The organism is Vampirovibrio sp. (assembly GCF_041737375.1).
GTDB lineage: Bacteria > Cyanobacteriota > Vampirovibrionia > Vampirovibrionales > Vampirovibrionaceae > Vampirovibrio.
Window position 1 is genome coordinate 211,078 of the sequence record NZ_JBGSRV010000018.1, and the last position, 14,452, is coordinate 225,529.

The 14,452-nt window shown below is 51.9% G+C and carries 15 protein-coding genes; 10 read left to right on the forward strand and 5 right to left on the reverse strand.

The window, feature by feature from the left end; translation table 11 throughout:
* Positions 1 to 6: 6 nt before the first annotated feature.
* The 10 genes from ACEW81_RS12405 (at position 7) to ACEW81_RS12450 (ending at position 9,463) form a co-directional block, all read left to right on the forward strand.
* Positions 7 to 930 carry a glycosyltransferase family 2 protein gene (locus ACEW81_RS12405; RefSeq protein WP_373533304.1) on the forward strand — a complete coding sequence of 308 codons (924 nt, stop codon included), beginning with the start codon at positions 7 to 9 and terminating at the stop codon, positions 928 to 930.
* Positions 927 to 2,000, forward strand: a complete 1,074-nt coding sequence (locus ACEW81_RS12410; protein ID WP_373533371.1) for a glucose-1-phosphate thymidylyltransferase — start codon at positions 927 to 929, stop codon at positions 1,998 to 2,000. Before ACEW81_RS12405 ends, ACEW81_RS12410 begins: the two co-directional genes overlap by 4 nt.
* 216 nt (positions 2,001 to 2,216) lie before the next feature.
* A complete protein-coding gene (locus ACEW81_RS12415) occupies positions 2,217 to 2,918 on the forward strand; it encodes a hypothetical protein (RefSeq protein ID WP_373533305.1) in 702 nt (233 codons plus the stop codon).
* A gap of 268 nt (positions 2,919 to 3,186) precedes the next feature.
* Positions 3,187 to 3,345, forward strand: a complete 159-nt coding sequence (locus ACEW81_RS12420; protein WP_373533306.1) for a hypothetical protein — start codon at positions 3,187 to 3,189, stop codon at positions 3,343 to 3,345.
* A 199-nt stretch (positions 3,346 to 3,544) separates the two neighbouring features.
* A complete protein-coding gene (locus ACEW81_RS12425) occupies positions 3,545 to 4,690 on the forward strand; it encodes a CofH family radical SAM protein (protein WP_373533307.1) in 1,146 nt (381 codons plus the stop codon).
* The gene (locus ACEW81_RS12430; RefSeq protein WP_373533308.1) at positions 4,671 to 5,543 is read left to right on the forward strand and encodes a menaquinone biosynthesis protein; all 873 of its coding nucleotides are present in this window, start codon (positions 4,671 to 4,673) and stop codon (positions 5,541 to 5,543) included. The genes ACEW81_RS12425 and ACEW81_RS12430 overlap by 20 nt, the downstream gene beginning before the upstream one ends.
* On the forward strand, positions 5,533 to 6,636 hold the full coding sequence (rsgA, locus tag ACEW81_RS12435; protein WP_373533309.1) for a ribosome small subunit-dependent GTPase A: 1,104 nt from the start codon (positions 5,533 to 5,535) through the stop codon (positions 6,634 to 6,636). The genes ACEW81_RS12430 and rsgA overlap by 11 nt, the downstream gene beginning before the upstream one ends.
* A 57-nt stretch (positions 6,637 to 6,693) precedes the next feature.
* Positions 6,694 to 7,674 (forward strand): polyprenyl synthetase family protein, encoded by a 981-nt coding sequence (locus tag ACEW81_RS12440; RefSeq protein WP_373533310.1) that lies wholly within the window; start codon positions 6,694 to 6,696, stop codon positions 7,672 to 7,674.
* 92 nt (positions 7,675 to 7,766) lie between these two features.
* Positions 7,767 to 8,225: a divergent PAP2 family protein gene (locus ACEW81_RS12445; protein ID WP_373533311.1), complete on the forward strand. Its 459-nt coding sequence runs from the start codon at positions 7,767 to 7,769 to the stop codon at positions 8,223 to 8,225.
* A gap of 11 nt (positions 8,226 to 8,236) precedes the next feature.
* Entirely contained in the window at positions 8,237 to 9,463 is a 1,227-nt protein-coding gene (locus ACEW81_RS12450; RefSeq protein ID WP_373533312.1) for a glycoside hydrolase family 6 protein, read from the forward strand.
* Between the two features lie 164 nt (positions 9,464 to 9,627).
* Here ACEW81_RS12450 and ACEW81_RS12455 read toward each other — a convergent pair whose 3' ends face one another.
* The 5 genes from ACEW81_RS12455 to ACEW81_RS12475 all read right to left on the reverse strand — a co-directional run bounded on the left by ACEW81_RS12455 (position 9,628) and on the right by ACEW81_RS12475 (position 14,322).
* Positions 9,628 to 10,050 (reverse strand): BlaI/MecI/CopY family transcriptional regulator, encoded by a 423-nt coding sequence (locus tag ACEW81_RS12455; RefSeq protein ID WP_373533313.1) that lies wholly within the window; start codon positions 10,048 to 10,050, stop codon positions 9,628 to 9,630.
* A 339-nt stretch (positions 10,051 to 10,389) separates the two neighbouring features.
* Complete coding sequence (locus ACEW81_RS12460) at positions 10,390 to 11,046, reverse strand: CoA transferase subunit B (protein ID WP_373533314.1); 657 nt, start codon at positions 11,044 to 11,046, stop codon at positions 10,390 to 10,392.
* A gap of 134 nt (positions 11,047 to 11,180) precedes the next feature.
* Positions 11,181 to 11,906, reverse strand: coding sequence for a CoA transferase subunit A (locus tag ACEW81_RS12465; protein WP_373533315.1), 726 nt, complete (start codon positions 11,904 to 11,906; stop codon positions 11,181 to 11,183).
* Between the two features lie 131 nt (positions 11,907 to 12,037).
* Positions 12,038 to 13,243, reverse strand: a complete 1,206-nt coding sequence (locus ACEW81_RS12470) for a 50S ribosomal protein L11 methyltransferase (RefSeq protein ID WP_373533316.1) — start codon at positions 13,241 to 13,243, stop codon at positions 12,038 to 12,040.
* A gap of 11 nt (positions 13,244 to 13,254) precedes the next feature.
* Positions 13,255 to 14,322 (reverse strand): GNAT family N-acetyltransferase, encoded by a 1,068-nt coding sequence (locus ACEW81_RS12475; RefSeq protein ID WP_373533317.1) that lies wholly within the window; start codon positions 14,320 to 14,322, stop codon positions 13,255 to 13,257.
* Positions 14,323 to 14,452 lie beyond the last annotated feature (130 nt).

Consider the following 14,452-nt stretch of genomic DNA (forward strand, 5'->3'; position numbering starts at 1 on the left):
CGCCCTGTGACCCTCCCGGTTTATATCCTGCTTTTAAACTACCGGGGTGCCGATGATACACTGGCCTGTCTGGATTCCCTGAAACTGCTGGATTATCCCAACTACCGCATTGTGGTGGTGGATAACGATTCTCCCGACAATTCGGTGGATCGCCTGAAAAGCAGACTGGCCAGCCAGCCCGGAAGCTTTCGGCTCATTGAGGCGCCTCGCAACGGCGGGTTCAGTTATGGCAACAATCTGGGCATTCAGGCCGTATTGGCGGAGGTGGGCGATCGGGCGCATGGGTATATCTGGCTGCTGAACAACGACACCACCGTGGAGCCGGACAGCTTAAGCGCTTTGGTAGAAGAAGCTCGCCGCACCGGCGGGGTGGCCGGATCGCTGATGCTATACCCCGATGGCAGCTACCAACAGGCTGGCACCCGCTTTAACCTGTGGACAGGCCGCACCCGAGGCTACCCGGAACAAGGCGTTAAGGACGGCATGCCGGTTGAAACCCTGACCGGGGCCAGTATGTTGATTCCCTTTCAGGCCTTTCGGGCGGCGGGCTTGCTGGATGAACGGTTTTTTCTGTACTTTGAAGACGGGGAAGCCTCTTTTCGCTTTGCCCAACATGGCTTTCGGCTAACCCTCAGCACAAAATCGATTGTTTACCATAAAGAAGGGGCCACCACCGGCAAAAAAAGCAGGCTCACCCAGTATTACTTTCACCGCAACCGGCTTCGGCTTTTATTTCAAAGGGCCAATGCCCTGCAAAAGTTAACCATTGCCCTGTACACCGCTTTCCGTCTGTTGCGATCCGTTGTAAAATCCGGGTTCAGCAACAAGGCGGAGCGTCGGGTATCCACCCGCATTGAAGTAATGGCCCTGTATGACTTCTGGAAAGGGATCCACGGACCATGTCCCCACAACCTGGACAATCTGCAATGAAAGCCCTGATTCTGGCAGGCGGAAAAGGAACCCGCCTGCGCCCGCTGACTTATGCAATGGCCAAACAACTGGTGCCAGTGGCCAACAAGCCTATTTTATATTACGCCATGGATAGCCTGTATCAGGCGGGCATCCGGGATTTTGGGGTTATTATCAGCCCGGAAACCGGCAAAGACGTTGAAGAGTCCCTACAAGTATGGCTGAAGCCGGATACCCGTATTACCTACATCCTGCAAATCGAGCCAGCGGGCTTGGCCCATGCGGTTAAAATCGCCCGGCACTATCTGGGAGACGATGATTTTATTATGTACCTGGGCGATAACCTGATCAACGCCGATTTAGGCAGTCATATCGCCGATTTTAAAAAAGCGGGCTACCATGCCTCCATTTTGCTCAAGCAGGTTTCCAACCCCTCATCCTTTGGGGTGGCCGAGCTAGACGCCTGCGGGCAGGTTCGGCAACTGGTGGAAAAGCCCAAAGTGCCGAAATCGGATTTGGCGCTGGTGGGGGTGTACTTGTTTACCCATCATATTTTTGAGGCCATTGCCAACATTCAGCCCAGCTGGCGGGGCGAACTGGAGATTACAGACGCCATTCAGCGCATGATTGAAGACGGTCGAATGGTGCATTCTCGGGTGCATGAAGGCTGGTGGCTGGACACCGGCAAAAAAGATGACCTGCTGGCGGCCAATACCGTGGTATTGGGAGAATACGCCCAAGCCCGCATTCAGGGAGAGGTGGACGCCGCTTCCAGCTTGCGGGGGGCCGTGCAAGTTGGTGCCGGGTCTGTTTTAAAAAATGTACAGGTCAGCGGGCCTGCCATGATTGGGGAAAACTGCTATCTGGAAAACACCCAAATTGGCCCCTATACCAGCCTGGGCAATGGATGCCGGTTGATTGACTGCCGGGTGGAGAACAGCGTGTTGCTGGAAGAATGCGTGATTGAATCGGTACCCGGCAAAATTGAGCAAAGCTTGCTGGGCAAGGGATGTCGCATTATCAAGTCTCCGCTCAGTCAGCAAAGCCACAAGTATTTACTGGCCGATCACTCTGAAATTGAAGTGCTGTAGCCGCTCATTTTAAATTTATAAAACAAACATTGTTAAAAATAGTTAACAATAACGGCCAAAATCCCGATTCATTGTTTTCATGCAAACAGAACAGGATGGGCTGTCGTAGGGGATGGGTTTATAAGGGAAACAGGCAGGTTGTAGGGATTCTGAAAACCGAATATTATTTTTAGCATTTTAAATTCAGAAACGATGTATTTATGGGGGGATTTTAATATGGCATTTGCAGCAGTAGGCAAATTATTGGGTTCAGGGGCCAGCAAAGCGGCTTCAAAAGGCGCAACCAGCACCGCGGCCAAACAAGGGGCCGGTCAGTCCGCTAAAAGTGCGGCCAGCAAAACGGTTAAACCAAAAGACCCAGTGGATATCAGCGCGGGCAGCAAACTGGGCCTGAATTCGGCCAGCAACACCACCCAGCAAGCAGCTCAAAAAACATCTCAGGAAGCTGCAAAAGAAGCCGCCGAAAAAACCGCGAAGGAAGCTTCTGAAAAGGCAGCCAAAGAAGCGGCAGCAAAAACCACCACAGAAGCCTCCGAGAAAGCGGCCAAAGAAGCGGCCGAAAAAGCAAAACCTAGTTTAGATGAACTGACCAAATTGGGCCTCTCAAAAAAGCAGGCAGAAAACTTTCAAAAAAGTGGTTTTACCTTGGAAGAAACAAAGAAAATAGTAACATCGGGAATAAAGCTTGCGCCTAAAACATTTAAGGAAATAATGACAAGCCCCACTACTTTGGTGAACGCTGGGATTAGCATAGGTTTGGGGGGTGCGGTAGCTTACTTCGGGGCCAAGGCTGGTGAAAAATCCGCCCAAAGTGAAGCCGCAGGGGGTAGTAGTGCGGCAAGCAGCCCTGCCAATATAGACCCGGCAGCCTATAGCAATAGCACTTATGGTGTTCCGGGTTCCATGACTGGTTTTTAAGCGATTTCCCAATCCAACGCACTTATAAAACTCCCCGGCATTGCGGGGAGTTTTTGTTTTTAATTAATCTTTTAATTAAAAAAAGTTTAAAGTTTGAATCAACCAGCGCCTAGCGAATAGCGACTCGCCAAGCCTCAATTTAATTATTAAATTTAAATACAATAATGGAACCAATTCAGTCAATTCTGTTTTTATGCAAACAGGGACACTCAAGTAAAATCAGCGAAATTTAGTACCAACAATTAATAGTAATCATGGGGGCAATCACATGCAAGTATCCAACGGGAACCAAGCTATTCACAAAACCGGTCAAGCCGCTAAAAAACCGGCCATCAAAAACGCGGAACACCAAAAACCGCCCATTCAGCTCAACCCCACCACTGGCCCTCAAAAACCCAGTATTTCCGGGTTAAATCTATCCGCGTAACCCCCCTATCGTTTTCATCAATACCGCTTCAAAGCCTCTCCGTTGTTTCGGAGGGGCTTTTTGGGCAAGTTGGGCAAGAAGGAAAAGGAGGTTCCCCGAGTTAGCGTCCGCTGAGAACTTGCGGGATAGTGGCATTTATTAGAAGATAGTGTGTGGACAAATCGTCACGCTGCTCACTTCATTCGCGGAGGAAATCCCCATGGCCCCAGCACTGGTTGAAGACTACATCACTCGCCCGTCCAACCCCCTGAGCCGTTTCTATCACAAAATTCTGGAAGGGGAACGCATTACCCGTGAAGAAGCGATTGAGATTTACCATTGTGAAGATCTGCTTTCCATTGGCATTTTGGCGGATACCGCCCGTGTGACCCGAACCCCTGCCGATGTGCGGGACTACGTTTACTGGGTGCATAATTTCCACATTAACCCCACCAATATTTGCGAGGCCAACTGCCGGTTCTGCTCGTTTAAAAAAGGACCCAAATCCCCTTTTGCGTATGTAATGAGCGTGGATGACGTGGTGGAAATGGTCAACAAGTACCCCATGAAAGACACCTTGACCGAGTTTCACGTGGTGTCTGGCCTCTATGATCAACAGGGCCTGAGCTACTACCGGGATTTGTTTGTGGCCTTAAAAAAACACTTTCCGCATGTCCACATTAAAGGTCTAACTGCGGTGGAACTGGACTACATCGCCAAGCTGGAAGGCATTCCAGTGGAAGAAGTGCTGGTCATTTTAAAAGAAGCGGGCCTGGGGTCCTTACCCGGTGGTGGCGCGGAAGTGTTTGCCGAGCGGGTTCGGGAACTGGTTTGCGTGGACAAAATTCCCGCTTCAGAATGGTTGCGGATTCACGGATTGGCCCACCAAATGGGCATGCAAAGCAACGCCACCCTGCTGGCGGGCCTGGGTGAAACCCCCGAAGAGCGCATTGACCACATACTGGCCATTCGGGAGCAACAGGATAAAACAGGCGGTTTCATGACCTTTATTCCCCTGAACTGCTACTACGACAACAATGCGGTTGATGCCGACAACGCCCTGACCGGGGTAGAAAACCTCAAAAACTTTGCCATCAGCCGGATTTTGCTGGACAACGTGCCTCACATCAAGTCTTTCTGGATTCATATCGGCGAAAAACTCTCCCAAGTCAGCCTGAGCTTTGGGGTGGATGATATTGACGGCACCGTGGTGCAGGAAAAAATCGCTCATGCGGCGGGTACAGATACGTCTCAAGCCCTGACCCAGGCCGAGTTGGTGAATATGATTCGCAAGGCGGGCAAAATCCCGGTGGAACGAGACACTGTGTATAACATCATTCGTGTGTATGACGAACATACCGTATAACGTCAGCAGCCAACCCATCCGGTTGGGGGCCATTTCATTCGTCAATACCATTCCCATTTACGCTAATTTTTGCCCCAACAACGATGTGACGCTGGTTTATGAAGTACCGGCACGGCTAAACGCCATGATGCGCACCGGAACGCTGGATATTTCGCCAGTGTCCAGCGCCTACTATTTGCGAAATCAGGAGCAACTGGTTTTGTTGGACGATTTATCGGTCAGCTCGCCTGGGGCGGTGGAAAGCGTGCTGTTTTTATCCCGAACCTCCTTGGGGCCGGAGCTGCTGGCGTTGGACTCCATTCAGGTGCCTAACGATTCTGAAACCTCTGTTATGCTGCTGGCCTACCTGTTGCAAGCAGCCACCGGCCACGATTTGCGTTCCCGGTTTCAAGTGTATGAAGCCGCCCACTACCCGGAAACGTTGCGCCAAACCGGAAACGCCCTGATTATCGGGGACAATGCCCTGATGATGAAGGCCAGCCTCAGCCAGCAGACTCAGCCATACTACTGCTACGATTTATCCACCCTGTGGCGGGAAAAAACGGGCCTCCCTTTTGTGTTTGCGGTATGGGTGGCCAACCGAACCTGGGCAGAAGCCAACCCCGAAAGGCTGCAAGCAATCAACACCGACCTGCAAGCAGCCCGAGACGAATTTTTCAGGGACCCCGACATCTTCAATCAGGGCCTGCAAACCGCTCAAGCCAGCAGCGGACTGACTGAAGAAACCTTAAGGCGTTACTACACCCAATGCCTCACTTACGGGCTTTCTAGCCAGCATTTGGCCAGCCTGAACCGTTTTGAATCGATCATACAAACCTTTGAGCCAGTGGAGGCGCTGCCCCTTGACCGCTGAACACCCCTTGACCGGACGCTTGCGAAAGTATCACTCCAACTTCTACTATGTGGAAGCCGAAGGGGTTCTGTATGAGTGCGCCTTGCGGGGCATCATCAAAAAAGAAGGCACTGAACCTCTGGTGGGAGACTTTGTGGAGCTGGATAGCGTTCATTTACCCAGTAAAACGGCCCGCATTAACCGGGTGCTGGCCCGTAAAAACGCCATTACCCGCCCCAAGCTGGCCAACGTGGATCAGGTGATTGTGGTTTACTCCCTGAAAGAGCCGGAATTTGACCCCCACCAGATGGACCGCTATCTGACCCATATTGAACTGGCCGGTCTGACGCCCATTCTGTGCATCAGCAAAGCCGATTTGGCCCAAACAGAAACGGATTTAGCCAACATCCAGACCCTGTACGCCGATGGGCTGGGCTATCAGGTCTTCTTCACCTCGGTGAAAAAGCCGGAATCGCTGGATGCGCTTCGGGCCTTGACCAAACATAAAATCAGTGTGCTGGCTGGCCCCAGCGGCAGCGGAAAATCATCGCTTTTAAACACCCTCAATCAGCATCTTCGGCTGCGGGTGGGGGAAGTCTCCGAGAAAATATCCCGTGGCCAGCATACCACCCGCCATGTGGAGTTATTGACCCTGTTTGAAGAAGAGCCGGACACCCTGATTGCTGATACGCCGGGCTTTAGCAACCTCAAATTCAACTATGTACTGCCCGATCGCCTGCAGGAAGTGTTTCGGGACTTTGCCGAGTTACGCCCGCATTGCAGCTTTTCCGATTGCTTGCATGTAGACGAGGAAGGTTGCGCGGTGCGGGCCGATGAGGCCGTAATCAACGGAACCCGCTATCAAAGTTACCTGAACATGCTGGCCGAATCCCGCCTGTATAAGGAAGCCGCCAGCGTGAGCAGCCAAAAGGAAGAATTTGGCTACAAGCAACTGGATCGCAAGGGCAAGGACGCCCTTCGTATTTTACGCCTGAAAGAAAAAAACCGGGACGCTTCCCGCCGTACCGTGCGCCAACAGGTCAGCTTGCTGGAGCAGCACGATCAGGCGGAGGAATCTCTTGAAGAAGAAGTACAGGAGTCAGAAACCGATTAAGCGGTAAAATGTTTTTTATAAATCCCGTTCCGCTCATCATTTGGTTTCGCTAAAATCATGCAAATGCCGCTATCTCAGCCTCAGTCTCAGCCCCCGTCTCCTCCCGCAGAGCCAGACAACAGTTATGAAGCGCTGTTTGCAAGCTCGATTCTGCGGGTTAATCAATCGTTGGAGCGTTTTTTAGACAAACAGGCCTATGATCCCTCCCCACAAGCCAACGGCCTATGGGAAGCCATGCGTTATGGCACCCTGGATGGCGGAAAGCGGATTCGCTCGGTGCTAGCCATGGAAGTGTGCAAAGCATGTGGGGGCCAGGAAAACACCGTACTGCCCACCGCCTGCGCCATTGAATTGATTCACGCCCAAAGCCTGATTCATGACGATTTACCCTGCATGGATAATGATGACATGCGGCGTGGCAAGCCCAGTGTGCATAAGGCCTTTGGGGAATCTACCGCCGTTTTGGCCGGAGACGCCTTGATTGCGCTAGCCTTTGGCATCATTTCCAAGGAAACCCCGCTGGATGGATCAGTTAGCCCCCAGCGCCTGCTTTCTGTGATTGGTGATTTTTCGGATGTAACCAGCATCCGAGGGCTGGTAAACGGGCAATTCGTCGACATTTTGTATGAAGGTCAGCCCTTCAATCAGGAAATTCTGGAATACATCCATGTGTATAAAACCGGCGCCCTGTTCCGGTTTAGCATGGGGGCCGGGGCCAAACTGGCCGGAGCGCCAGACTTTGTGGTGGACCGTTTTGTTACTTTGGGTCAAAAATTAGGCTTGGCTTTCCAGATTGTGGATGACTTGCTGGATATTGCCTCTTCCTCAGAAGCACTGGGCAAGACGGCGGGTAAAGATCAACTTCAGGAAAAAGCAACCTACCCTGCATTTTTCGGGGTGGAAGCCTCTCGAAAACAGGTGGATCAGCTGTCTCAGGAAGCCTTCACGTTACTGGAGGAGACAGCCGGGATGCCATCAGGGTATGATAGTAAAGCTTTAAAAACGCTGGTGGGCTTTATCGCCAACCGCATTCATTAAAAGATCCCGGAACATCCCCCAAAAACTATGTATCGATCAACCCATGGATTAGAGCGCGTGATGGTAAAACAATCGGTTGGGACACCCCTTCAATGAGTATCGCTGGCACCAGTTTAGAAGTGATGGCCGTGGCCGTAACGGCTGCCTTGGGGGCTCAGCTGCTCAAGTGCGGGGTCAATCTGGTCTTTCAAAAGCCGGTCGATTTTCGCCTGCTGGTACATACGGGTGGTATGCCCAGCTCGCACAGCGCACTGGTGGCCAGTGTTGCCACCAGCGTCGGCTTAATCGACGGTTATCGCTCCACCACCTTTGCGGTAGCCTTCGCCTTGGCCGCCATTGTAATGTATGACGCCGCCGGATTGCGGCGGGCCGCCGGTAAAATGGCAGGCATTCTCAACCGTATTACCGAAGATTTATATATTCACCGCCCGGATCATGTGCCGGATCGCCTGCGGGAGCTGCTGGGACACACCCCGGTGGAAGTCATTGCCGGGGCCGTTTTTGGAGTGCTGATTGCTTACGCTTACCACATCCAGCTCAGCGGTTCATGAGGTTAGGCCCCATGAAGCCGATCCTGCTTATTTTCGGGTTTTCGGCCCTGTTTCTGCTGCTGGGGTGGACCTGGTCGGAGTTACCCAAATCCATGACGATATTTGCGCCCATCTGGAGCAATAGCTACCGGCTTTACGGCCAACCGCATGCCATTTGGCTGGATCAATACAAACAGGTGGGGGCCAATGTACCCCTGTTGACCAAAACCCTGAAAGCAGCGGCCAATGCCCGGCAAATCCCGGAACTGGTGGTTTACGCCATTCCCCTGCGGGACTTGGGGCAAGCCTCGGAAGGTGGGTTTAAATCCTATGCGGACTATTTGGCCGACAACCGCCTAAACGCGCGTTTAATTCAGCAATTCCACCAAAGTAGCGGCATCCACCCGGTGGTTTATCTGGAACCCGATAGCATTCCGCTGGCGGTTCAATACCGGCGAGATCAAAACAACAGCGAGGAAGCCCAGCGCATTTACGCTGATCGCATTCGGGTCATCAAGGAATTAATCAAGCTGTATCAACAGGCCGGGGCCAGGGTTTATCTGGAAGCGGGCCATAGTGGCTGGTTTGACTACGGTGAGAAAGACTTGAACCGCATTGCCACCGCCCTGAATGAAGCCCATATCGAAGCGGTAGACGGCTTGGCCACCAATGTTTCCAACCGCCAGCCGGTGGTGGCCTTCGCTCCCAATGGGCAAGCGGAAGCGCACTATTTACGGGGACTGCTTCCCTTGTTAAAAAACCGGAAACTAGATATCCGGGTAGACACCAGCCGCAACGGTGGCACCACACAGACTCGGCAATACTATTTACACCCCACAGGCTTGCTCATTGATAATGAAACCCCACTGGGCCGATGGGTGGGAAGCTGGCAAGCAACCCCTCAGGGCGATATACAGTTTACGCCTTTTTTCGGGAAAACCAGAAGTTTATCCCGACTAACGGGTAAGGAAAAGTATCATTACGATTCCACCAAAAACGTGTTGATAGCCCCGGCCTGGCTGGATGCGGTGGGCGATGTGCAACTTGGCCCCACGCCCACGGATAAACCGCCGGTGGGGGTGTCTGATGTCATTCAGCATTACCGCTACATTAAACCGCCTGATGACTGCGATGGCGCTCTGAACTGCCCACCGGGCGCTTCCAAGCAAGCCATTAATCAGGATACCCAAAACCGCCAGCAATCCAAAAGCTGGACATTACCGGCAGAGATTTGGAACCGTGACCATTTGTCTTATTAACTTGATGGCTGGTTTATCAATTTGGGAGTTGGCTTTTTGATGGGGTTCAAGGGCCTTGCACACGTTAAAGCACATTAATAGGAAGCACTGTGCGCTATGCAAAAGCTTTGTGCAAATGGGCTATGTCTACCGGGCATTGAGAGCGGATTAAGAGGCGTCAAAGGCTACCGGGCAACGATACCCTTGCGGGTTTCTTGCAATTGCTGAGCGGCAATTTTGCGTTCGGCAACGATACTAGATTCTGGGCTGGTTTCTGTGCCGTTCAACTTGTTCAGGCAGGTCACCAATTCGCTGATATCATTTTTAAAATACTGGCGAACCACTTTTTTCAAAGCCAAAATGCCCGCTTCATCCCGATTAACCACGGAACGGTATAAGTACTTCTTCCCATCCTTTTCACGAATGGCGATCTCTTTATCCACCAAGCGATCCAGCACCGTTTTCACCGTGGTGTACGCCCATTTTTTGCTGGGGGATTTAATTTTTTCCTGAATATCGCCTACGAAAATATGGTCGTTCCCATCACCCTCTAAATCCCAGAGCGCATTAAGAATGATATTTTCCAGATCACCCTGCTTCAAGTCCATCCCTTCAGTATTCCTCCGAAAACATCCATATCTATACTGAATTTAAATCAGCCGCGCCAATAGCGATGATTCATTGCCTGTCTCATACGACTTGCCATGGTGCCTGAGTTGACATAACCCCTGCCATCGGTCGTTTCAAGCGCTGAAACCAGAAAACCACTTTAATAACCAACCAATCATATTTTAATAATTGAATGATCCGTTCAAAAGCCTCGGTTTGTCAGGGCAGTTAAGTTAGTATAGTGAAATGAAGGCCGAAAAATCAATGACTTTGTAGATTCGATTTAGTAACTTTTCATTAATGGCCGGGTTTTTGGTATTTGACAAAGCCAAATTAATCTATAAAACCATTTCCGGTACCTCGGCCCCAATCACCAAATCGGCCTCGGTCAGCCGCTGAATTTCCGCCACCGAAACGCCGGGGGCCCGCTCCAGCAAATGAAAGCGCCCGTCTACCAGCTCCAGAACGGCCAAATCGGTAACCACTGTTTTGACGCAGCGCACCCCGGTAACCGGTAAGGCGCAGCGTTTCAAAATTTTGGATTCTCCGGCCTTGTTGGCATGGGCCATTGCCACAATAATGTTTTCGGCCCCGGCCACCAGATCCATGGCCCCGCCCATGCCTTTTACCAGCTTGCCGGGAATCATCCAGGAGGCCAGACTTCCGGCCTGATCCACCTCAAAAGCGCCCAGCACGGTTAAATCCACATGCCCGCCCCGAATCATGGCAAAACTTTCAGCCGATGAAAAGTAACAGGCCCCCGTCACCGCAGTGACCGTTTGCTTGCCCGCGTTAATCAAATCCGGGTCTACCTCAGCTTCAGTCGGAAATTCTCCCATGCCCAGCAATCCGTTTTCAGACTGAAACAGCACTTCAATGCCTGGGGGAATATAGTTGGCCACCAAAGTGGGAATGCCAATGCCCAGATTGACATAGTAGCCATCTCGCAACTCCTGGGCGATGCGCTGGGCAATTTGCTCTCGGGTCAGTGCCATGGAATCTCAAACCTCATTCATTCACGGTGATTTTTAATGGGATTTTAACGGGATTTAACGGGCTTATGAAGGGGCAATACCAGCGTAATGGCGGGCAAAGGACAGTTCATCCCGGCCAACGCCTGTCGTTTCAGCTAGTTACGAACCGTACGCTGCTCGATGCGCTTCTCAAACGAACCCTGAATCACCCGATCCACATAAATGCCGGGGGTGTGAATCTGGTTGGGGTCCAGCGTTCCGGGCGGCACAATCTCTTCCACCTCGGCCACTGTAATGTTTCCGGCGGTGGCCATCATAGGGTTAAAGTTCATGGCCGTTTTGCGGTAAATTAAATTGCCCATGGTATCCGCTTTCCAAGCCTTCACCAGCGAAAAGTCAGCTTTTAAGGCCGGTTCCAAAACGTACAGGCGTCCCTCGAACTCACGGGTGTCCTTGCCTTCCGCAATCAGGGTACCAGCCCCGGTGGCGGTGTAAAAGGCCGGAATGCCCGCCCCACCCGCCCGAATTTTTTCAGCCAGTGTGCCTTGCGGGGTTAAAATCACCTTCATTTCCCCCGACAGGTACAACTGTTCAAACAAAGCGTTTTCGCCCACATAAGAGGCAATCATGGTGGCAATCTGGCGTTTTTCCAGCCACAAACCCAGCCCAAAGCCATCCACCCCGGCGTTGTTGGAAATACAGGTCAGCCCCTTCACCTTCAAATCGCAAACGGCCTGAATCAAGCCTTCCGGGATGCCACACAGGCCAAACCCGCCCACCATGACCGTTAGGTCATCCTGAAAGCCCTGTAGCGCCTCCTCATAAGACTGCACCACTTTATTAAAGCCTTTCCCGGCCACGGGTTTTGATAATGCTGCCATCAGCGCCTCCCTCCAACACGTTAAACCACGGTTTTGTCAGGCCAACCATCGGTTGGCACCCCTTGATTGCTATTTTAGGCAAAGCCACCTAAAAAGGCCAGCCTTCCATAAAACCCTCTGGCTCAAGGCATTTAATCCATCAACTGAACCCGTAAAGCGCCATCATATAACACTTCCATAGATACGGTTTCCCCTTTTTTCACCGGGCGGGGGGCGGGCAGGGTGTAAATCAGGTGCGTCCAATGGGTGGGCGGCGCCCAGGGGGAATTGGTAAGCATGGTTTCTTCATCCAGATGCGCTTTAAAGTAGCCGCAAAAGCTGGTAATTTGCCCATCTTCCAGGGCCACCAACTCAAAGCGGTTGGCAAAGGCGGTTTCATTCAGGGTCATAAAATCCAGCGATTTTACCAGCACCGGCTGGCTCATGGTTTTATGCACCATGGGGCTGTAGCGATCCATGCGGGTGGTGGCTTTGCTGCAAAGCACTTGCCCCAACAGTCTGAAATCAAAGCCGTACAAGTCCTTGAACTCGTCCACTTCCTCTTTACGGCTTTGAATAAGCCCGGTATCAAAGGCAAAAAAGTAAATATCCAGTTGAGCCGGGATCATTTTGGCCCCCGGGGCTAAAAAGCGACGACGGGCATCCAGCGTAAACTCCAGCACGTTCTCTTCCAGAATGCCGTTGCCCAGAATTTCGGCCACCAGCAAGTTTGGCTTGGGCGATAAGCGTTCTTCCTTAATATGACTGGAGGCCCCTTCCAGAAACTCGATTTGAGCATCCAGCCCATTGGCCTTGGCCAGCTCCGAGGCCAAATAGATAATATCGGATCGGCGTTCAATGGCGTACACTTTTTGAGCGCCCGCCTTGGCGGTAAAGAAAGACAAAATCCCTGACCCGCACCCCAAATCCAGGGCAATGGTTTGAGGGGTCACCGCCCGTTCAATGGCCCTGCGATAAGCGGCCATCCGTACATAATCACGCAGCATGGCGTGGTGATTTTCTACGTTAATATGGATGGATTTACCCAAGTTCTCTGACAGCCCGCTTTCAGGCACCGTGGCCGATTCGGCCTCACTGGTAATCACAATACGGCTGTCGTACAGCATATCCAGATGGGCCAGAATTTTTTGCTGATCATCCGGCGGCCAAGGCTCCAGCAGTTCATTCACCGTTTTCCAGTGAATCAATTCGTACAGAATGAGCATAATGTCATACTTAATGCTCAGCCCTTCTTCCGAGTAGATGTTTTTCAGCAGAATTTTTTCTCCCCCGTCGTACTTGAAGTAGGTTTCGGGGTTCAGCTTTATGCGGGTATTCAAATCCTGAAATTGAGACATGGCAGGCCTTTCTAGCACCATTTGCCCGGCTGAAAGGCAAGCAGCTTCTCACGGGTCAAGTAAACGTGGGGGTAATTGTCAATTTCTTTAAAGCCCATGCGCCGATACATTTTAATGGCCCGGATATTGTCGGTATCGGTGGTGGCATTCACTTTTAAAATGGAATTGTGGCCCGCCACCATCTCTGCAATGGTACGGCTCAAACAGTCTTTTAACAGGGCATTACCCAGGTTCTGGCGCTTTTCATCCGGGTGCAGGCCAATTAAAGGAATATGGGCCTGCATCAGGGAATCTTCAATTAAAAAGCAAAACCCCACGGGCTGATTGTTTTTAAGCAGAATACTGGTGCAGGCCGGTAAAAACTGGCCCATGCCATCGGCAGTAATCAATCCAACCACCTGGCGGGTGCCGGTTAAAGATTTGAAGCGAGGGTCCCAAAGCCCATCGGTGGCCTTTTCAAAAGCGGCATGGATACATTCAGCCACCGCGCCCGCGTATTGCGGTTGCCAGCAATCCAGGGTGTATTCTGCTCCGGGCAGCGCAAATTGCTGCTGCTGAAAAATCTGAATGCTGATGGCATCGGTTAAATCCATATTTAAAACCGCTTGACCCACCGGCTTAAAGCCATACCAGGTAATGGTGCGAATCAACGCCGCCTGCCGTCCCAGCATGGCGTAGCTCACCACCTCCCAACCGGGCCGCTCCCGATTGTCTTCTATAAACATGCGCATCAGCCGATCCAGCACCGTTTTGAGATCATCGATTTCCACATGAATCACGTTAATTTCCAACGCCCGATGCGCTTCCTGACGGTAAAGCATCAGGGCAATTGGCTCTGTCACAGCCGTATCTTCCACCCAGTAGCCAAACAGCACCCGTTCCGCAATGGCCAGTCCCAAGTCCTCAAAACCCACCGGTTCACGTGCCCATTGATACTCAGGCACCGCCTTTTCACAAAAACGGCCGTAAATACCTCTCAGGGCTTCCAAATTGTCACGGGTGATGCGATGCGCCTTGATCATAAACCCTTTGGGGGGAATTCCCGGCTCACTCTCTGTATCCTCAATCGGCCCGCTCACAGGGCCGCCTTTATTGGGGCTTCCTGTATGGGGACCGCCTCTATTTTAACGTCTTTTCCAGAAAGGAGGAAGGCAGCCCCCCAGCGGCCTCATTCACCCGCAGGAGAAAAAGAGCGTCGCCTCATGAAAA